The organism is Salegentibacter salinarum, assembly GCF_900168115.1.
GTDB lineage: Bacteria > Bacteroidota > Bacteroidia > Flavobacteriales > Flavobacteriaceae > Salegentibacter > Salegentibacter salinarum.
This window is the reverse complement of sequence record NZ_FUZC01000002.1, coordinates 1-20,236: the sequence shown is the minus strand read 5'-3', so window position 1 is coordinate 20,236 and position 20,236 is coordinate 1. Positions and strand designations below refer to the sequence as shown.

The window sequence follows — 20,236 nt, the reverse complement described above, 5'->3', positions numbered from 1 at the left end:
TTAATATCAGGATTTTTTAGTAACCTACTTGAAGCAAGCCCCGACGCATTAAATTGCGATTATTGAGTAAAAAATTAGGCTTATGACCAAACTCATAAAATAGCAAGAAGACAAGGCAGATATTTGTAAAGAAATATTGTTCAACTTAAAGCTATTATTATGAATACCGAAACTGTAAAAACCGTAGCCGACTATGTTACTGAAAATATTAAAAACGCTCACCTGTTTAAAAAACACGGGATCGATTTTTGTTGCGGTGGCGGAATTAGTTTAGCCCAGGCTGCGGAAAAGGCTAATGTGAGCCTTGAGGTGCTGGAGAAAGAATTAGAGGACACAGCCTCGGTTACCTCACCCGGATACGATTTTAAAGCCTGGAAGCTGGATTTTTTAACCGACCATATTATAAATGTACATCACCAGTATGTAGAAGAAAATATTCCATTGCTTATTCAATATGCGGCACGTGTAGCCAAAGTACACGGCCATGAAAGACCTGAACTTAAAAGAATTCAGCAATTATTTACCGAAGTTGCCCAGGAATTAAGCGCTCATTTAAAGAAAGAAGAACTTATCCTGTTTCCTTTTATCAAGAAACTGGTAAGAGCCCAGGAAGAAGGCACACCGGTACCCCAACCACAATTTGGGAAAATTGACAATCCTATTAAAATGATGGAAACCGAGCACGATGATGCCGGGGCCATTTTTAAAGAAATTTCAGAATTAAGCGATAATTATAATTATCCTGAATGGGCCTGCAATACCTACAGGGCATTTTATGCAAAACTGGAAGAATTTGAAACCGACTTGCACCACCACGTACATTTAGAAAATAATATACTTTTCCCCAAGGCGATTGAGCTTGAACGCCGTTTAAACGGTTAAAGGTTGTTTCACGTTGGACTATCCCCAATACCTATGTGAAATTTAGTTTTTTATTTTAGAATGTTTTAATTGTGTTGAAGAAACCCCATAGCAGCAATGTTATGGGGTTAATCATTATAATGATATCGCTAAATCATCATTGCGATCCTGATATTTATGGGGAGAAACAATCTATAGATTTCAGGTTAAAATTGTAGATTACTTCACTGCGTTCGTAATATCATTCCTAGTTCAGTTTTTAAGCTAACTTCTTTTCTTTTTAGTATCTTTCGGCCTATGCTGCGTTTAGATTTAAAAACTCATCACAACATCGCCCTCGCCTATTTTCTCCTGGCAGCGCTGCTGGGAATATTTTTGAGATTATTTTACGTCACTCCCCTTCCCGGAAATTATAAATACATTCTGCACGCGCATTCGCATATTGCTTTATTAGGTTGGGTGTATCTTGCTTTAACCGGGATTATTTATGGTTTATATTTTCATAAAACAAAACTTTCAAAAAAATACATTTATATTTTCCTGGCTACTAATATTAGCTTATTAGGAATGCTGTTTAGTTTTCCTTTCCAGGGATATGCAATCATTTCTATTATTTTTTCTACTCTTTTTCTCTTTTGCTCCTATTTTTACGCAGCTTTTGTACTGCGGAACATTCCACATAAGCACAGTAAAACCCTAAGCTTTAAACTAATTAAAGCATCCTTGTGGTATATGGTATTTTCCAGTATTGGCCCCTGGGCGCTGGGAGGGATTATGAGTACCCTGGGAAACACCTCAATTTGGTACAAACTCTCAGTATATTTCTATTTACATTTTCAATATAATGCGTGGTTTTTAGTAGCACTGCTGGGAATTTTATTTTACCTCTTTCAGAAATTAAATTTAGATTTCGGCAGAAAGGAATTCAAGCGGTTTTTCCTGTTGCTGAATTCAGGCGTTATTTTAAGTTTTTTTCTTTCTACTTACTGGACCAATCCGCCATTAGTCTTCTACCTGTTGGGCGGCCTCGGTGTGATTTTGCTCCTGATAGCTTTTTACCAACTTTTCGCATTTATCCTACGGAATAAAAATCTTCTGAAATCGGTATTAAGCACATTTAATTATCGAATTTTATTGATTTCGGGGGTATTGCTAGTCGGTAAAATTTTAATGCAAAGCCTTAGCGCCATACCATTTTTCGCCGATCTGGCTTTTAATAACCTCGATTTTGTAATTGGGTATTTACACTGGGTTTTCCTGGGATTTGTTTCCCTGGCTTTATTCGCTTTTCTAAACTGGTTAAAATTGATTCGTATTCCAAAAAATGCGTTTTATCTCTACCTCAGCGGCTTCTTAATTTCTGAAATACTTATTTTCTACAAAGGTCTGGTACTTTGGCTGGGACTGCCATTTTTCAGTAATTATTTTTTATTACTGGTTTTAGTAAGTGCCTTAATGCCAATAGCGGTGGGATGGATTGTGGGTGTGAACTACCTGGGAGCAAGTTCACGAGGCATTCATTGAGAACCATGATTAAATTTTCGAGGCAAGCCTAGGAGCATCTGAACCTCGATTATCGAGTGAATTTATTGAAGCGATAAATAATGAAATGTTTAGCTTTAGCGTGTTGACTTAGGTATGGTCTCCTTGTTTTTTATAAGTTTGTTTTGATTAAAAATTTAAAATATGGTTGCGGAAAATATTTTACTGGAATTTGGAGCTTCAAGGGAAACTTATCATAAAGGTGACCAGCTTTTTAGGGAAGGAGAAATTGCGCTTAATTTTTTTCAGATAATTTCCGGAGAAATCAAGATGAATAATTATAATGCCGATGGAAAAGAATTCATCCAGGGAATGTTTTCAGACGGGCAAACCTTTGGTGAACCACCCTTGCTGGCCGATGTAAAGTATCCTGCAAATGCTGAAGCTATAAAAACCTCTGAAGTTTTAAAGCTGCCAAAATTAAATTTCCTGGAGCTGCTTACAAAACATCCCGAAACCCACCTAAAACTCACCCGCACCCTGGCCGAACGGCTTTTTTACAAGGCGATTATGGTTTCCGAAATTTCGAGTCAGGATCCGGAGCATAGAATAATCAGGATCCTGGATTATTTAAAACGCTACGTACATCAAATTGAAGGGCAGTTTAAATTTAAAGTAAACCTTACCCGACAACAGATAGCTGATTTAACCGGACTGCGCGTAGAAACCGTTATTAGAGCTATGAAAGGCCTTGAGAAAAAAGGCGAATTAAAAATTAGAAGCGGAAAAGTTTATCGTTAATCCCGATTAGAAATCTTTTTTTGAAGCAAGGCGTAGCATTCCCCAAATCGGTAAAATTACCCAGGCCAGCAACACGCCAAAACTTATTATACTCCCTTTGGTTGTACCAAAAAATGATTTAAATACTGCACCGGTATAACCTAAAAGTGCTGAAATATCCAATTTTAGTAAAATCAAAGTTCGGCTTAGATCAATAGGGTTTAACACACTTGCAGCCAGCGCAAAATCTTCTAAAGGATACTCCTGGAAATACATTAAAAGCAAAAGGAAAATTCCGTCATAAATAATGGCCAGGAATAACCACATTAAAATTGCCATCCCGAAACCTTTAATTTTATTTTCAAACCTAAGTGCAATTCCAAAGGAAAGGGCGGTAAAAATAAAAGTAAGGAAAGAACCCACCACCAATAAGGAAAAGAAATCCCAAATGGCTGAAGATTCAAACAAACCATAAATTATAAAGGGAATTCCCAGTCCTAATACGAGGCTAAGCGCCAGGGAGATTGCCACGCCTAAATACTGCCCTAAGAAAATATGTTTTCGGGCTATGGGTTGCGCCAGGAGAAGCTCGGTAAATTCCCGGGAATTATAAAAATACATAATTCCAAAGATGGTCCCGATAAGCGGTACTAAAACAATAATAACATTCATTAAAGTAATGATCGCATTAGAAAGGTCGTTATTTAAAAACAATAACACCAAGCCCAATAACAGGTAGAAGAAGAAATAAACAAAGCTCCACCGACTTCTAAAAAGATCAAAAAAACTGTATTTAAGAATTTTAAACATAAGGTTTAGGTTAAAATTTGGGCAATAGCGTGTTCAAGATCATCCTGGCCGGTTTGTGTTTTAAGCTCGGTGATACTACCATTAAAGTAAATTACTCCTTCTAAAAGGAACAAAATCCTGTCGGCAGTTTCTTCCACGAAATTCATAATGTGAGAAGTGATAATAATTGTTTTCCCGGCTGCTTTTTCTTTTTGCAATAACTCTCTTAGTTTTATTAAAGAAGCAGGATCCAGCCCTGAAGTTGGTTCATCTAAAATTATTAATGGACTGTCAAACATAAAACACAATACGATATTCACCTTTTGGCGGGTACCACCGGAGAGTTTACTTAGTTTTTTATCCAGGAAACTTTCTATACCAAAAAAAGCAATTAGTTCTTTATCCCGGGCAGGTTTCCCCCTTAGATCCTTAATCATTCCGATCAATTCTTTCACCGTAAGGTTACCGGGGAAATTGGCAATTTGAGGGAGGTAATCAATCTCTTTTCGATAGTCACTTTGCCGGCGAATTTCCTTGCCATTGACAGCGATTTCTCCTTTTTGCGGAATTACCATCCCCAGTAAACTTTTAATAAGTGTGGTTTTTCCTGAACCGTTTGGTCCAAGCACCGCAATTATTCCCGGGAGGTGGGTCTCCAGGTTTAGGCCGTTTAAAACTTTTTGTGAACCAAAACGTTTATGAAGATTTGTTACCGTTACCATTGTATTTTTCTAATATAAGGTTGTTCGTCCAGCACATTGGCCGGGGTAAAAATGGGAGAAACTTTTTCTGAAAATTCAATCAGATCAATAAACAGGCTCCTAAGCATTACAATACTTTCGGGCGTTTTATCTACTAAATAAGAAAACAAACTTACCGGCCTGTAAGGAATATCTCCAAAATTGTCTTTATCAAGATCATAGCCGGAGTAATTACTCCAGTAATTTCCGTTAAAAGTATTCTCGTTACTATGCCCGTTATAGGTAAGATCAAATGAATTATATAAAAAATTATTTCGTTCAAAAACGTTATTATAACAGCCACCTCTAATTTTTACCGCGTAGCCATTACTTTTAAAATCGTTTTCTATATAATTTATCCGGTTGGTATTATCGGCACTAATACCCACTGTGTTTTCTTCAAAAGTATTTTGTTTCAATTCAGAATCTGTTATGTCCTTTAGCAGTAAACCATAAGAAGCACTTCCCCAGTTATTTTTAAAAGTATTGCGGTACATTAAAATTTCTTTGGAATACATTACCGCAACTCCTGCTCCATTGTTTTCAAAAAGATTTCCGGAATAGGTATTCCCATCAGAAAACATAAAATGCAGACCGTATCTTAGGTTATTTTTACAAACATTGTTTATAATTTCAGTATCGTCTGTAAATTCCAGATAAATCCCGTCACGGACGCCTTCCAGGTAATTATTTTCAATATGCATTTCTTCAGTTTTCCAAAGATGAATAGCATTCCCGGAATGGGCCTGGCTTTTCGCCTTACCGGTCACCCTGTTGCCAATAATGCGCCCGTTATTAGATCGCTCAATTAAAATTCCGAAGAAAATATTATCAAAACGGTTATTCTTAATCTCAAAATTAGTGGAATTACTGACTAGAATTGCAGAAAAATCGCTCGTATGGCTTCTCCCAATATTGATAATCTTAAAACCTTCAATTTTAAATGCTTCAGCGCTAATACTAATAGCCGTGCCCTGCATTTCAGCATCAATAACCGGAAAATCGTCTCCAATTATGGTTATAGATTTATCTTTTATAACAATATCATTTTCCTTATAAATTCCAGGTTTCACCCTAATTGTATCCCCGGATTCAGCAACTTCAACCGCTTTTTTAATCGATTTGATTTCACAGGTTTCACAGACGGTAATTTCTGTGGCATAAAAGCTGAAGCTAACAAAAGAAAGGAAGATGAAGAGTACAGCTTTCATTATAAATTACTTAAAATTATTTTTCAATTCTTCCCAATCCTGAAGTTCATCGCTATCCCGACTCTCTTTTTTCACAGCAGCGAGGTTGGCGCCCATTGGGCTTCTTAAGCTGTCATTTTGCACAAATTCGGCTTCAGAAACCGGAAGCATTTTACCGGGTTTATCGTAATTAGATACTAAAAGAAAGGAGGTTTGGTATTCTCTCTGGTTCATATCATTAACCAAACATTCTATGGCATCATACTTATATTGTTTTCCTTTATCGGTCACCATTTGTGCCGAATAAGCCTGCTCTACAATAGTCATTTGACAAAAATGGCAATTGTCTTCACCATAATTGATTGGTTCGGGCTCAAAATTACAGGCCGAAAAAACAAATACTATGGCTAATATGTAAAATGAAAATTTCATTATTTAATAGTTTTTAAAGCTTTTTTTCGAATCCACCAGGCTCCCAAAGTTAAGGTCATTCCAACAAACATTAGGTAAGCACCGGTTCTCGGATAAGAATGAGCAGTAAAGTTTAGAATTTTTTGAGTACCGAATAATGGAGGCTTATAGTTTATAGGATTTCCCTCTGGATCGGTTAATTTTATAATGGCTTTAGGATCCAGATCGGTACCATAATCTAACAACCAGTTGTTGAAATCGTACATTCCCAGTAATCCCAGTACCAGCATTAAGATAAACCAACCTAAAAACCAGGAAGGGTGAATTTTTCTAAAAAAGCCCAATACGCCAATAACCATTCCTAAGGCTGCCATTCCTCCAATTACTATCGGGAAAACCTGGAATTCCCACATTTCTGCAGGTGTTGGAATTTTCTTCATTCCAATGTAATGATTTACCCCGTCTATATTTTGAATATCAAACTCTTCTTCACCTTCTATCCCGCTAATAAAAATATTCATTCCCATAGGATCGGGATATTGGGGTGCGCCAAGTTGAATATTCCATAAAGGAAAATAAAACAGGCCTAGTAAGAGGAGTGAGCCCAATATCATTAAAATTGCAGATCGTTTCATAATCTTAAATATTATTAAATAGATTTGGGAAGCTATCCATAGGATTAGGTTAAATACCTTCAAAAAATAAAGGAGGGCGCAAACAAATGGCCGCCACCCTCCTTATCAATCTAAAACAACCTTTAACTAGTTACTTGTATATTCGTCGTCTAAGCCCCATTTCATCGGGGTATTAGCTCCTTCTGCAGAAACTCTTATATAACCCTGCATCTCCTGGTGAAGGGCAGAACAGAAGTCAGTACAATAGAATGGCCATACACCTGGTTTCTTAGGTTCCCACGTAATGGTTTTTGTTTGTCCTGGCATAATTAAAAGCTCTGAAGTATTGGCTCCAATTACTGCGAAACCGTGCGGCACATCAAAATCCTGCTCTAAATTGGTTACGTGGAAATAAACTTTATCGCCTACGTGAATACCTTCTAAGTTATCTGGAGCAAAGTGACTTCTTACCGTTGTCATATACACGTGTACTTCATTACCTTCGCGAACCATTTTAGTTTCACCTTCATTAAGAGCGGCGTATTTGTGATTATTCTCATCAAGTCTGTAAATCTTTTTAGAATTTTCCTTTATTTTATCAGCTTTAATAGCAGCAGCATAGTGCGGCTCACCGTGTGTTGGGAAATCGAGTAATAATTCCATTTTATCACCAGAAATATCAAACAACTGGGCAGAATGTTCTAACTCAGGACCGGTTGGTAAGTATCTGTCTTTGGTAATTTTGTTTAAGGAAATCATATATTTTCCATCTGGTTTTCTTGAATTCCCTCCGGAAATCATTAAGTGACCAACAGAATAGTAACTTGGTTGTCTGTCTAAAACTTCCCAGGAACCTACTTTCCATTTAACTACTTCAGAAGAGATAAAGAATGTGGTATAAGCGTTTCCTTTATCATCAAATTCGGTATGCAATGGACCTAAACCTGCGTCTTTAACGGTTCCGGCTAAGGTAGACTCAAATTTAAGGACTGGAATCCCGTAAGCATCACCATCAAATTCTTCATTGTCAATAGCATCAAGCATTTTACTAAATGAATGCACAGTAAGGTCACTGGATAGTTTTCCATTTCCAATAATATATTCTCCTGAAGGATCTACGTCACAACCGTGAGGAGATTTTGGAGTTGGCATAAAAAATACTGCACCGGGTATATCACGAGGATCTACTTTAAGCACCTCGTTTTTAGTGGTAGAAATAGTAGTTTGAGTATCGTGGTCAAAAACATTATGAACATACTCGGCATCCATAATCTCCCCGCCTCCATTTTCTACATATTCGCTTATTTTTTTCCAGTTTACTGCAGCGATGAAATCCTTATCGTTTTGCGAAGCATTTACTTCCTGCATAGTATGTGACTCTTCTGTATTGTAAGTGGTAAAGAAGAACCAACCGTGAGATTCCCCACGACCTGGGTGAGAAAGGTCATAATTAAAGCCAGGCATATCTACTTGAAAATCAATTTCCATATGTCCGTCATCGTCTACTGCGATAAAAGTAAGAGGGCCTTTGAAATTTCCTTTCATTTCATCTATAGGCATATCCCGTTGTGGATAAGGCACTGAAAATCGTGTACCGGCCACCACATATTCGGTGTTCTCGGTCACATAAGAAGATGAGTGGTTACCCGCACTGTGCGGGATTTCAATAATCTCTTCGGTTTCAAAAGTTTCCAGGCTAATTCTGGCAATTCTTGGGGTGTTATTTTCGTTAATAAAAATCCACCTACCATCTATTTCCCCGTTTGTTTGGGAAATATCGGGGTGGTGAGAATCTCCCCAAGGAACCATTCCAAAGGAGGTTTTTAGCATATCTTTTGTTTCTTCAGAATAACCATAACCATTGGTAGGAAACTGAGAAAATACAGGAATTTCTTTTAGCATTCTTCCTGATGGAAGCCCATAAACAGTTAGGTTTCCACTGTACCCTCCAGAAAGGAAAGCATAGTATTCGTCATGTTCTCCAGGGCTAACATAAACTTTTTCTGCAGCACTGGAAGCCATAGCACCAGATTTCTCTCCTTCGTCATTCTGGTTACAGGAAGTAAAGATGGCGGCAAGTGCAAAAACGGCAATAAAATTTGTGATTTTTTTCATCTGATTAGATATTAATTGAATGTGATTCAAAACTAAGGTGTTTATTTTCAAGCTTCCATGAGCACTATCAGTTTTCGGCATCATATTGTCTAAAATACTCTACAATAGCCCTGGCTTGATCTTCTTCAAGTCCCTGATCGGCCATTATTGCCATATTAGACTCTACCATTAACCTTTTAGCGATAGGATCTTTTTTAATCATTTCTTCGGGATTAAGAATCATGTTCATAATCCACTCCGGGGAGCGTCTTTCGGTTACACCTTCTATTGCCGGGCCTACAAATTTCTTATCCATTTTGTGGCAGGCAGAACACATATTTTTGAAGATACTGGCTCCATTAGCTGCCATATCTGAGTCAATGCTCTCTGGTAAATCCATAGATTTTATTGGACCAATTCCTTTATTAGACAAATCGTCTTCGGAATCTCCCTCATCTTCTGTGGTTTCAGTTTCTTTTTCTTGTGGTTTTGAAGAGTAATCATCTAAGCGAAGGTTTTCTTTTTCCTCTTTTTCAGAATCGCCACAAGCCGCAAAAGAAAATACAAGGGCTAGAGCCAATCCTATTCTTACAATTAATTTCATAGTTATAGATTTTGATTTCGATGGTAAAATTACCCGAGAAGTCAATCTTATTTTATGACCCCAATCATAAGGAAGGGGATTAATTGAAGTAATTGGTTTATTTTGTTGATTTTTAATCACTTAAAAAACTTTTCGAGTAGTATTTTGATTAATATTTTTGAGAAAAAAACTAATCAAATAAGAAAGTTCTTATTCTGAAGTAGATGTGGCCTGTTGTTGAATTTTTAAAACAAAAAAGGGGCGGTTAAAAACCGCCCCACATTAGTCAACCAAACACAGTCAAATTTAAAAACTAGTTGAAACTAACTTTTAAGAATTTAAATATTAAAATTTTAAGCTGTCTGAAGTCTTTAAAATGTTTTCGAAGTGTATTTTTAAAAACAAGGTGATCTTTTAAATAAAAGTTTTCACACTGTACATCGTCACATTCTTTTAATCCTTCTAGCTTATTTTTATAATCAAAGAAGGTGGTTAAATGAAACTCATTGGCTTTGTTTAACAAATCAAGTTGCTTCTTTAGGTACGAAGCATCTTCCCGGTTTATCTCCACCTCTATAGTTTCTTTTAAGCCTGATTTTAAAATATTGCTGAAGAAATTAATTTCCTCACTAATATATATCAGGTGTTCCTCCCAGTCTTCTGATTCAGATTGGATACTTAAAATTTGTATTTCCTCATCATTATGATGTTCCTGAAATTTTTCCATCATCTTCCTTTATTTTTGCATTTTCATTTCCCTTGCCATCTGTTCTACTTTTATAATATTAACAGCGTTCTTACCGGTAGGGAATTCCCATTCTACCTTGTCTCCCTGGGCATACCCAAATAAGGCCAGACCCATGGGGGCAAGAATAGAAATCTTATTTTCTTTAATATTGCTATGATCTGGAGTGACAATCTGGTATGTTCTATTTACACCAAAAGGAGTAGAAATTTCGACTTTAGAGTTGAATCTCACCACATCTTCGGGCATATTCTTTTCACTCACAATTTTAGCAAAATCAAGTTCGTTCTTTAGCTTTTCTATAGACGCACGATAGGTACTATCTTTATAATATTGCGCCATGGAAACTATTCGTTTTAAAAGCTCATACTCTACCTTTTCAATTATAATGACATCATATTTCATTTCTTCACAACAATTAATTAAGGAAAAATACCTCGCTGGTTATAAGCAGTCTCAATCCTGGAAATAGCCAGGATATAAGCAGCAGTTCGCCAGTCGGTTTTTCGTTCTTCAACTTCTTTTTCAACTTTTTTAAACACCTGAAGCAGTTTTTTCTCTAATTTCTGCATTACTTCATCAAGCTCCCATAATTCACCATTTCGGTTCTGTAGCCATTCAAAATAACTACCAATAACTCCTCCTGAATTACATAGAATATCGGGAATAATAGTGATTCCTTTTTCTAACAAAATCGCTTCACCTTCTTCGTTTGTAGGCCCATTAGCGCCTTCAGCAACTATTGAAGCCTTTATTTTGAAAGCATTCTCGCCGGTAATCTGGTTACCAAGTGCGGCCGGAATTAAAATATCGCATTCCAGGCCAAAAAAATCCTCAGGATTCATTTCTTCCGCATCAGTAAAGCCTTGGATAGAACCTTTTCTTGGACTTGAATGTTCAAATAATTTTTCTACTGAAATTCCTTCCTCATTATATAATGTGGCGTGCGCATCTTGTACCGCAAGCATTTTTGCACCATCGGCAATCAAGAATTTTGAAGCCCAATAACCTACATTTCCAAATCCCTGTACAATAAAAGTTTTATCTTTTAAAGATTCTCCACGAGATTTTACAAGTTCTTTAGTGGTTAAATACACCCCAAAACCGGTAGCACGGTCACGGCCTTCCAAACCACCTGAACCAACCGGTTTTCCGGTTACTACATGTTGGTTTTGCGAACGTTCTGAAGTAGAAATTGTTGACATATAGGTATCTGCAATCCACGCCATAGTTTGCGCATTGGTATTCACATCTGGTGCGGGAATATCATGTTCCGGACCTATATTTTCACCTAATGCATATGTAAACCTACGGGTAATTCGCTCCAGTTCTCCATCAGAATAATTCCTGGGATCTATCTGGATTCCTCCTTTTGCTCCGCCATAAGGTAAACCTGCTAAAGAAGTTTTCCAAGTCATCCACATAGCAAGGGCTTTGGCAGCATCTACATCTACCGTTGGGTGGTAACGTAATCCACCTTTATATGGTCCCAGCGCATTATTATGCTGAACCCTGTAACCGGTGAAAATTTCTACTTTGCCGTTATCCATTTTTACGGGAAAGTGTACCACAATCTCATTATTGGTAATTTCAAGTATTTTTTTAATATTCGGATTTAAATCGATGATATCGGCCGTTTTATTAAACTGCTTTATAACCGTATCATACATACTTTGTTTGGGCATTGACTTTGTTGCTATCATTCTTTTATAATTTTATTGAAAATGTTCACAATACATTTTTCTGTTATCTTTCCAGCTGCAGTGGTGCCTTAAATCGCAATTAAAACAAAGCGTTTTAAAGAGTTCGCTACCTGCCTGCTCCAGTTCTTTCTCAGTTTCTTCTACAACTGCCGGTCTTTCCATTTCAACTATATTCATAGAATCTGTATTTTGGAATACACTAAAGCTAAAGCTGTGCCCAAAAAATTAAAAAAAGAGAATGATTATTTTAATTTGTTGATTATCAGATAACAATAAAGAATGAGAGAATTCTTCTTATTTTCCCTGATGGAAAGAAATTACCCGGGTGGGAGATAATTACCCGGCGATTATTTAATTTTTTCCCGTAAGGTTTTGCGGTCTATTTGAAGGATTTCTGCAGCTTTAGATTTATTTTGATCTACCGCGGCAAGAACTTTTAAAATATGTTTTTTTTCTACCTCTTTTAAGGCAACTAATTCATCATCTACAGCCGGAACCTGGTATTTTACCGACGCAGGTAAGTCCTGCGGAAGAATTTCATCTTCACTCATAATTATAGCCCGTTGAATTACGTTTTCTAACTCCCGAATATTCCCCGGCCAATTGTAACGTTTTAAAATTTCAAGGGTCTTCTCAGATAATTTTAAACCGGTTTTTCCATAATCCCGCTGATATTTATCCAGAAAGGTTTTGGCAAGCGGTAGAATATCTTCTTTACGTTCCCGCAACGGCGGTGTAAGAATATCTACCACATTTAAACGATAATAAAGATCTTCTCGAAAAGTTCCTTTTTCTACCATTTCCCGTAAATCACTATTTGTAGCGGCAATAACCCGAACCTGGATTTTTTCTGAATTTCTGCCCCCCAGTTTCCTTATTTCTTTTTCCTGAAGCACCCGCAACAATCTAACCTGAACCGCCAGTGAAGCCGTTCCTATTTCATCTAAAAAAATAGTACCACCATTAGCCGCCTGGAAGTAACCTTCCCGGGTTTCTGAAGCGCCGGTATAGGCACCTTTGGTAGATCCGAATAATTCTGATTCCAGTAAATTCTCGGGAATAGCGCCACAATTTACCGCGATAAATGGATTTTGTGCAAAAGAACCTTTGTAATGAATTGCCCTTGCCACAAGTTCTTTCCCGGTACCGCTCTCCCCTCTTATCAAAATTGTAGCGCGGTTATTTTTCACCCTTTCAATAATATCAACCAACTCTTCAAATTTTGCTGAAGAGCCCACCATTCCACCGTAATTGGTTCTAATTTCTTTCGTAGCGGTTGATTTTTGAGTTGAAGGCCGGTTTACTAAAGATTTTTTAACTGAAGTAAGTAATTCAGATTTCGTAAAAGGTTTAGGCAAATAATCTAACGCCCCAGACTTTATTGCTGTTAGAGCATTATCTATAGAAGGATAGCCGGTAATTACAAGTTTTGGAATTTCAGGATAATGATCGTCTACATATTTAACCAATTCCATCCCGTTCATTCCCGGCATTTGTAAATCGGTTATCAATAAATCTATACTGCTGTGCTTTAAAATATCTATCGCTTCCATCACCGAACCAGCCTTGTAATTATGGTAATTCTCCTGTTTTAGATGGCGGTCCAGTACTTCCAGCATATCGTAATCGTCATCTACTATAAGTAAGTTTTCTTTGCGTATAGACATATTAGAAGTTCAATGGTAATTTAATTTTAAAGATAGTTCCTTTTGGAATGTTACTGGCAATGCTAATTTCTCCTTTATGACTTTTAATAATGCCATGTACCACGCTTAATCCCAGCCCGGAGCCTTCTCCCAGGGGTTTTGTAGTATAAAAAGGTTCAAATATTTTATCTTTTACTTTATGATCAATTCCTTTGCCTTCATCGGCAATTTCAATAGTATAATGACTTTCATTACTATAAATAGAAATAACAATTTGTGAATTTTCCGGGGAATAATAAATGGCATTTATTACCAGGTTAAAAAACACCTGGGTTAACTGTATAGGATCTACCTGGGCTTTTAAAACGGGATCCTGAATATTAAATTTAAACCGAATATTAGCTTTTTTGAAATTAGGTTTTAAAAGCGACAGTGCCTGGGTAATTATGGGTTTTACCTTAATCTTTTTAATATCCTGAGGCATATCACAGGAGAAAAACATAAGTTTTTTTACTACTTCCCTGGAATAAATCGCAGAATTTAGGATTTTTTGCGCATCTCGTTTAGTTTGTTTTTCAGCAGTCTTTTCTTCAATAAATTCGGCAAAACCTAAAATATTACCAAGGGGAGTATTCAGCTCGTGAGCTATACCCGCGGTAATTTCTCCTAAAATGGCAAGCCGATCATTTCTTGCGGCAGTTTGTTTTAAATGTTCTTCCTGAACCTTAATATTTTGACGTTCAAAAAACAGCGCAATCTCATCGGCAATTTTATCTAAAAGTCGCTGTTCTTCTACCAGAAAATGCGCTTTAGATAAATCTGCAGCCGGGTAATGTACTTTTATAAAACCTATTTCATTTTTAGAAATTTTGATGATGCTTTTTTGAGAGTAGCCTTCCTTTGGAATTGGGTTAGAGCTTAAATGATAAGATTCGCACCGTATCTCTACGGTTGCCAGCTCTGGAAAACGCCAGGCACTTTTAAGAATTTGCACAATAGATTCTAAAGTAACTTCATAAGAACCTTCAAACTCTCTAATAGCCGATGAAACCTGATAAAGACAGGAGAGTTCTTTAATTCGCTCTTGCAACTTCTCTTCTACAGAAATACTTTCAGGCGCCATTTTAAAAGGATTCTTTCAGCAAAGATAAGGGGATTTCTTAAGCTAAGTGAATTTAGGTAGGTTTTGACTTAAGTATATATCAAAATACTTTTTAAACATTAATTTTAAGGAGTAAACTACCGCGGAGCAAACTCACGAGGCATTCATTGATAAATATTGTTCAAATTTTCAAGATAAACCTTGGAATATTTAAATCTCGATTATCGAGTAAAAACAAAAAAAGCGGCTCTTAGAGCCGCTTTCAAAACTGTAAATAATTATATTCTATCTAGGTTGGAAGGAAAATCGCTGACCTCCAACGGAAACTCCAGCCATTGCACCACCTTTAGGAATGGTTACTACGGCTACTCCATCTTGGAAATCAATATCCCGTGAAGCTCCTTTATCTAGAATTACGGCAGATGCATTTGCAGAAAGCTCGTAATCACCCTCTTTAAATCTTTCCAGATCGGCATCGGTTTCAAAGAATAGAACTTCAATAAAAGCCTTTCCTCCTGCCTGTAAGCCAATATCTACTTGTTTAAGGTCTGCATATCCTATAATGTTATTGCCCTGATAAACAACACCATTACCGGAAGCTCCCCCAATTACATAGGCTCCTTTACCTACATTTGGGAAAATAGCATAACCCGCAGAGTTATCTAGCATCTCCGCCGCGTTAGTATGATTCTGCCTTATTTCATTTCTGGCATCAGTAGCATCACTTCTTAGATCGTCTTCAGTATTCTGCATACTTCCGCAACTTGCAAAAAGCAAAAGTACTATTACAAATACTGGTTTGTAAAAATTGTTGGTTAGTGCTTTCATTTCTTCATTATTTTTTGGTTTCCTTATGAAATTAGTTATTCAAATAAAGAAAAATTGTTAATCGACTGTTATTTTGCTTAACATTAGCTTTTTAGCACAAATAGTTAAAGAAAACACAATCAAATTAGCCTGAAATAATATAAAATGAAGCGGGGTCCTAAGGGCTAAGGTCATTTTTATGATTAAAAGTGTGCGCCATTTTTACTATATTATAGTTTTTACTTAATCACCATAGTTATTTAATATGAATAATAAATTTCCATAAAAAATAATTATAGTAATTTTAAGCTATTAATCCTTTAAAACTCTCCAAATTATGGAAAAAAACGATCACAGAAACCATCCCGATAATCACAAGGTATGGGAAGTAAACGAATCCAGTCGTTGCCCGTTTATGGGTGGCGCACTTGATAAAACTGCCGGTAGCGGAACCTCTAACCGTGACTGGTGGCCTAACCAATTAAACCTGTCAATTTTAAGACAACACTCTAATTTGTCCACTCCTATGGACGAAGATTTTAATTATGCTGAAGAATTTAAAAGCCTGGATCTAAAAGCTGTAAAAAAAGATATTTTTGAGCTTATGGAAGATTCCCAGGAATGGTGGCCGGCCGATTATGGGCATTATGGTCCTTTCTTTATACGCATGGCCTGGCACAGTGCGGGAACCTACCGTATTGGCGATGGGCGTGGGGGTGCCAGCTCAGGTTCACAGCGGTTTGCTCCTTTAAACAGTTGGCCAGATAATGCCAACTTAGATAAAGCCCGCCTTTTATTGTGGCCAATTAAACAAAAATATGGAAGAAAAATTTCCTGGGCAGATCTTATGATTCTTACCGGGAACTGTGCCCTGGAATCTATGGGATTAGAAACCTTTGGATTTGGTGGTGGCCGTGAAGATATTTGGGAACCGGAAGAAGATATCTACTGGGGTTCTGAAGGTGAATGGCTGGGAAATAAAGAAAGATATTCTGAAAATAACGAATTGGAAAGCCCTTTAGGAGCTTCCCATATGGGTCTTATCTACGTAAATCCGGAAGGTCCTAACGGAAATCCAGATCCCGTTGCAGCAGCCAAAGATATTCGCGAAACTTTTGGTCGAATGGCGATGAACGATTACGAAACAGTAGCGTTAATAGCCGGCGGTCATACCTTTGGAAAAACCCACGGTGCGGGAGACGCCGAGCAATATGTAGGTGCAGAACCTGCAGGAAGTGCTATTGAAGAAATGGGACTTGGCTGGAAAAACAGTATGGGAAAAGGAAATGCTGGGGATACCATAACCAGTGGAATTGAAGGTGCCTGGACCAATACACCGACTAAATGGAGCAATAGCTTCTTTGACAATCTTTTTAAATATGACTGGGAATGTATTAAAGGACCGGGTGGCGCTTACCAGTGGAAACCAAAAGGTGATGCCGGAGCCGGTACAATTCCAGATGCCCATGATCCTTCCAAAAGTCATGCTCCCTTTATGCTTACCACCGATTTATCTTTAAAGGAAGATCCTGCATACGAGAAGATTTCAAGAAATTTTTACGAAAATCCTGAAGAATTTGCAGAAGCATTTTCTAAAGCCTGGTATAAATTAACCCACCGTGATATGGGACCACTTTCGCGCTATTTAGGCCCTGAAGTTCCGTCAGAAGAGCTTATTTGGCAAGATCCAGTACCAAAGGTAGATCACGAAATAATTAACGATAAAGACGTAGCTCAACTTAAGAAAAAAATTCTTGATTCAGGTTTAACGGTATCACAGTTGGTATCTACCGCCTGGGGATCGGCCTCTACTTTTAGAAATTCAGATAAAAGAGGTGGTGCAAATGGTGCTCGTATTAGGCTCGAACCACAAAGACACTGGGAGGTTAACAATCCGCCACAATTGCAACAGGTAATCACCAAGCTTGAAAATATTCAAAAAGAATTTAATGATGCGCAAACCGGAAACAAAAAGGTTTCCCTTGCAGATCTTATTGTCCTTGGAGGTTGCGTGGCTATTAAGAAAGCTGCTGCAGATGCCGGTTTTGATATTGGAGTTCCGTTTACACCGGGACGTACCGATGCCACGGCAGAGAAAACCGATGTAGAAGCCTTTGAGCCATTAGAACCAAATGCTGACGGGTTCCGAAATTATGCCAGAAACCGGGATAATATTTCAGCTTCAGCGGAAGAAATGCTGGTAGATAAAGCTCAATTATTAAGCTTAACTCCGCCAGAAATGACTGTGTTAGTTGGCGGGATGCGTGTATTAAATACAAACTTTGATGGTTCTAAACATGGTGTTTTCACAGATCGCCCGGGACAGCTAACCAACGATTTTTTCAAGAATATTCTGGATATGCGAACTACCTGGAAAGCAACATCAGATGCTCAAACAGAATTTGAAGGAAGCGATCGTACAACAAACAGTGTGAAATGGACAGGAACAAGAGTAGATCTTATTTTTGGATCAAATTCTGAACTGCGTGCTTTAGCCGAAGTGTACGGGTGTGAAGACTCACAGGAAAAGTTTGTAAAAGACTTTGTAAAGGCCTGGGACAAGGTTATGAACTTAGATCGTTTTGATGTTTGATACCTAAAAAACTGGTAATTATTTAACCCCATAATCTGTAATTATGGGGTTTATTTTTTGAAACCTTTGCTAACTTTAAAAAGTTAATTCAGCTCAAATTGTTGTTTGGGTTGGCGCAGTAGCTTTTCTAAACCTAAAAGGCGCAATACAAAAATACCTATTAAAATGGTTAATGCTATTTTGAAATAGTAGAGTAACGAAGTTATTCCCGAACTGGTTTTATAATGAGCCATTAATTGCTCCCCAATTTCCGGTTGAATGCTGGCAATATTATGCAAATCGACGTTTAAGATTTTAAAATAGTCGGTTGCATTTTTATTAATTAGGTAGATAGCAGTAGTAAAATCTTCTTCCTTTAAATTTTCTAGAATAGTGTTTTCTAAAACCAGGTACTCTTCATAATGCTTCTGGAAATCTTGAAAATAAACTTCCTCGCGCTCTACTAAATAGGTCTTACCATAATCTTTTAAAACCTGGTCAACTTGAGAATTATAGGCCTTAATTTCCATTAAATTGAAGGCTGCATTATACTCCCCATTATCTTTAATGTCCTCAAATAGCATTCTTTTCTCATGGAGAATTTCAGAAAGTTCATAAATTTGAGAAGCAGGCAGAAGTCGGTCCTGATAAAGGGAGGAAATATCCTGGTCTATGCTTTTCAAACTTCTTTTCTCAATAATTTCTGTGATTAACAATAGTGCAAAAAAAGCACTTAACAATAAGATAAGACGTTTGCGTTTTTTCGGCTTTATGGAATAGAGGTCTTTCATTTCGATAAATTTAAGCATGCAAATATACCTATCAATTTAATGATTTTAAGCCATTTATTTTATGATTATGCTCATAAAAAAAGCCTTAATTGAAAAATTAACAATTAAGGCTCCTTATTTACTTTTTACTTTTCGGTTAGAAATAACATCCTCCACCTCTTCTTCGTCCGGTATTAGATTCACTATCGCCTATTTTAAAACTAAGGCTTACTAAGAATTGGTTTAATCTTGTATCGGTGAATTCAGCTCGATTAACCCCGTAATCTCCATTATTAATGTCAATAGACTGAGTTTCCGCTGAAGCTAAACTCCTATCATACCTAAAATCAATTTCAAACCTTCCAAATCCAACCTTAATTCCGGCCTGAGCAGCTAGCGGAGTATTTTGTGCTACAATTGTTTGATTTATGGGTTCAGTTCCTTCAAGAGTGGCATTCATTATATTCTGGTACGCAGGCCCAGCGTACACATCTACAGGTCCCCATACGTTGTAACCAAATAATAGGGGAATACTTAATTTTTCTACGGCATAGGTAGAATTTTGATCCGGAAAAGGAAATTCAGTTTCCATAGAATTATAGATTACTTCGGGACGAACGAAAAATTTACCAAAATTTAATTCAAAAAATATTCCCGCATGAAATCCAAACTGTGCTTCGGCATTAAAAGTATCAGAATTAAAACCTTCACCAGAATCAAGTCCGGTTAATTCCCCTCCCATAACGTAATTACCACCACCTTTAACGCCAAAACTATACTCCTGAGCCTGAGTAAAAGACACGCAAAAAATGCTAATAATAATCATTAAAAAATATCTGTTCATAAAAATAAATTTAGTAGGTCTGTTCTTGCGGGTAAATATATCAATTATCTAAAATAATAATAGAGTTCCCGGTTTCTTTTTAACGCATAAAAATTCAATTGCGTATATATCTGTTATATAATATATTTCTGCGCCCGTTAATACAAATTAAAGTACTTAAAATAATCAGATCGGGTAGAAAGGTAAGGATTATTTCCCTACCTGTCCTCCCACACCACCCAGCATACGGTTCCGTACTGGGCGGTTCCCTAATTTACGTTCTAACTTTAAGGTAATAGTCCAGAAGAGAAGTGTAACCAGCCTGTCTCAGTCTGTGGATGGTAATAGTCCTTTTGAGGATAAAGCTGTTAGCTGTATGCCAGTAGCTTTTCCTCGTGTTGGCATATTCCCACGCTTTCCACTTGTTCAGGCCAAGCTTGATAAGCATCTTTCCTTTCGTGCGGATGCGTTTCCATTGTTTCCAGATACACATCCTTAGACGTCGACGGTACCAGCGATCTATG

General features: G+C 37.2%; 20 protein-coding genes. 4 read left to right on the top strand and 16 right to left on the bottom strand.

Features of this window, described 5'->3' with window-relative positions; genetic code table 11:
* Nucleotides 1-159: 159 nt before the first annotated feature.
* The 3 genes from ric (at nucleotide 160) to B5X53_RS02895 (ending at nucleotide 3,144) form a co-directional block, all read left to right on the top strand.
* On the top strand, nucleotides 160-882 hold the full coding sequence (ric, locus tag B5X53_RS02905) for an iron-sulfur cluster repair di-iron protein (protein ID WP_079711747.1): 723 nt from the start codon (nucleotides 160-162) through the stop codon (nucleotides 880-882).
* A 276-nt stretch (nucleotides 883-1,158) separates the two neighbouring features.
* Nucleotides 1,159-2,385 (top strand): hypothetical protein, encoded by a 1,227-nt coding sequence (locus B5X53_RS02900; RefSeq protein ID WP_232764090.1) that lies wholly within the window; start codon nucleotides 1,159-1,161, stop codon nucleotides 2,383-2,385.
* A gap of 162 nt (nucleotides 2,386-2,547) precedes the next feature.
* Entirely contained in the window at nucleotides 2,548-3,144 is a 597-nt protein-coding gene (locus B5X53_RS02895; RefSeq protein ID WP_079711746.1) for a Crp/Fnr family transcriptional regulator, read from the top strand.
* Between the two features lie 6 nt (nucleotides 3,145-3,150).
* On the opposite strand, the gene B5X53_RS02890 is transcribed toward B5X53_RS02895, so the two are convergent.
* From B5X53_RS02890 to B5X53_RS02830, 14 genes are all read right to left on the bottom strand, one after another.
* Nucleotides 3,151-3,933, bottom strand: a complete 783-nt coding sequence (locus B5X53_RS02890; RefSeq protein ID WP_079711745.1) for an ABC transporter permease — start codon at nucleotides 3,931-3,933, stop codon at nucleotides 3,151-3,153.
* Nucleotides 3,934-3,938: 5 nt separating this feature from the next.
* Entirely contained in the window at nucleotides 3,939-4,634 is a 696-nt protein-coding gene (locus B5X53_RS02885; RefSeq protein ID WP_079711744.1) for an ABC transporter ATP-binding protein, read from the bottom strand.
* Nucleotides 4,628-5,863, bottom strand: a complete 1,236-nt coding sequence (locus B5X53_RS02880) for a nitrous oxide reductase family maturation protein NosD (protein ID WP_079711743.1) — start codon at nucleotides 5,861-5,863, stop codon at nucleotides 4,628-4,630. The genes B5X53_RS02885 and B5X53_RS02880 overlap by 7 nt, the downstream gene beginning before the upstream one ends.
* A 6-nt stretch (nucleotides 5,864-5,869) precedes the next feature.
* Nucleotides 5,870-6,274, bottom strand: a complete 405-nt coding sequence (locus B5X53_RS02875) for a nitrous oxide reductase accessory protein NosL (protein WP_079711742.1) — start codon at nucleotides 6,272-6,274, stop codon at nucleotides 5,870-5,872.
* A complete protein-coding gene (locus B5X53_RS02870) occupies nucleotides 6,274-6,888 on the bottom strand; it encodes a hypothetical protein (protein WP_079711741.1) in 615 nt (204 codons plus the stop codon). The genes B5X53_RS02875 and B5X53_RS02870 overlap by 1 nt, the downstream gene beginning before the upstream one ends.
* Nucleotides 6,889-7,014: 126 nt before the next feature.
* A complete protein-coding gene (gene nosZ / locus B5X53_RS02865; protein ID WP_079712070.1) occupies nucleotides 7,015-8,982 on the bottom strand; it encodes a Sec-dependent nitrous-oxide reductase in 1,968 nt (655 codons plus the stop codon).
* Between the two features lie 67 nt (nucleotides 8,983-9,049).
* Nucleotides 9,050-9,565, bottom strand: coding sequence for a c-type cytochrome (locus B5X53_RS02860; RefSeq protein WP_079711740.1), 516 nt, complete (start codon nucleotides 9,563-9,565; stop codon nucleotides 9,050-9,052).
* Nucleotides 9,566-9,857: 292 nt separating this feature from the next.
* Nucleotides 9,858-10,274 carry a hypothetical protein gene (locus B5X53_RS02855; RefSeq protein WP_079711739.1) on the bottom strand — a complete coding sequence of 139 codons (417 nt, stop codon included), beginning with the start codon at nucleotides 10,272-10,274 and terminating at the stop codon, nucleotides 9,858-9,860.
* Between the two features lie 6 nt (nucleotides 10,275-10,280).
* Nucleotides 10,281-10,694 carry a GreA/GreB family elongation factor gene (locus B5X53_RS02850; RefSeq protein WP_079711738.1) on the bottom strand — a complete coding sequence of 138 codons (414 nt, stop codon included), beginning with the start codon at nucleotides 10,692-10,694 and terminating at the stop codon, nucleotides 10,281-10,283.
* A 17-nt stretch (nucleotides 10,695-10,711) separates the two neighbouring features.
* Nucleotides 10,712-11,992 carry a Glu/Leu/Phe/Val family dehydrogenase gene (locus B5X53_RS02845; RefSeq protein ID WP_079711737.1) on the bottom strand — a complete coding sequence of 427 codons (1,281 nt, stop codon included), beginning with the start codon at nucleotides 11,990-11,992 and terminating at the stop codon, nucleotides 10,712-10,714.
* 12 nt (nucleotides 11,993-12,004) lie between these two features.
* The gene (locus tag B5X53_RS18995; protein WP_157822089.1) at nucleotides 12,005-12,169 is read right to left on the bottom strand and encodes a hypothetical protein; all 165 of its coding nucleotides are present in this window, start codon (nucleotides 12,167-12,169) and stop codon (nucleotides 12,005-12,007) included.
* Nucleotides 12,170-12,339: 170 nt separating this feature from the next.
* Nucleotides 12,340-13,659, bottom strand: coding sequence for a sigma-54-dependent transcriptional regulator (locus B5X53_RS02840; protein WP_079711736.1), 1,320 nt, complete (start codon nucleotides 13,657-13,659; stop codon nucleotides 12,340-12,342).
* Nucleotide 13,660: 1 nt separating this feature from the next.
* Entirely contained in the window at nucleotides 13,661-14,761 is a 1,101-nt protein-coding gene (locus tag B5X53_RS02835; RefSeq protein ID WP_079711735.1) for a sensor histidine kinase, read from the bottom strand.
* A gap of 264 nt (nucleotides 14,762-15,025) precedes the next feature.
* Complete coding sequence (locus B5X53_RS02830; protein WP_079711734.1) at nucleotides 15,026-15,568, bottom strand: lipid-binding SYLF domain-containing protein; 543 nt, start codon at nucleotides 15,566-15,568, stop codon at nucleotides 15,026-15,028.
* Between the two features lie 316 nt (nucleotides 15,569-15,884).
* Between B5X53_RS02830 and katG the strand changes: the two genes are divergently transcribed.
* On the top strand, nucleotides 15,885-18,140 hold the full coding sequence (gene katG / locus B5X53_RS02825; RefSeq protein WP_079711733.1) for a catalase/peroxidase HPI: 2,256 nt from the start codon (nucleotides 15,885-15,887) through the stop codon (nucleotides 18,138-18,140).
* A gap of 83 nt (nucleotides 18,141-18,223) precedes the next feature.
* Here the strand turns inward: katG and B5X53_RS02820 are convergent, their stop codons facing one another.
* Nucleotides 18,224-18,910, bottom strand: a complete 687-nt coding sequence (locus tag B5X53_RS02820) for an MCP four helix bundle domain-containing protein (RefSeq protein ID WP_157822088.1) — start codon at nucleotides 18,908-18,910, stop codon at nucleotides 18,224-18,226.
* Nucleotides 18,911-19,046: 136 nt separating this feature from the next.
* Nucleotides 19,047-19,733, bottom strand: a complete 687-nt coding sequence (locus B5X53_RS02815) for an outer membrane beta-barrel protein (RefSeq protein ID WP_079711731.1) — start codon at nucleotides 19,731-19,733, stop codon at nucleotides 19,047-19,049.
* Between the last annotated feature and the right edge of the window lie 503 nt (nucleotides 19,734-20,236).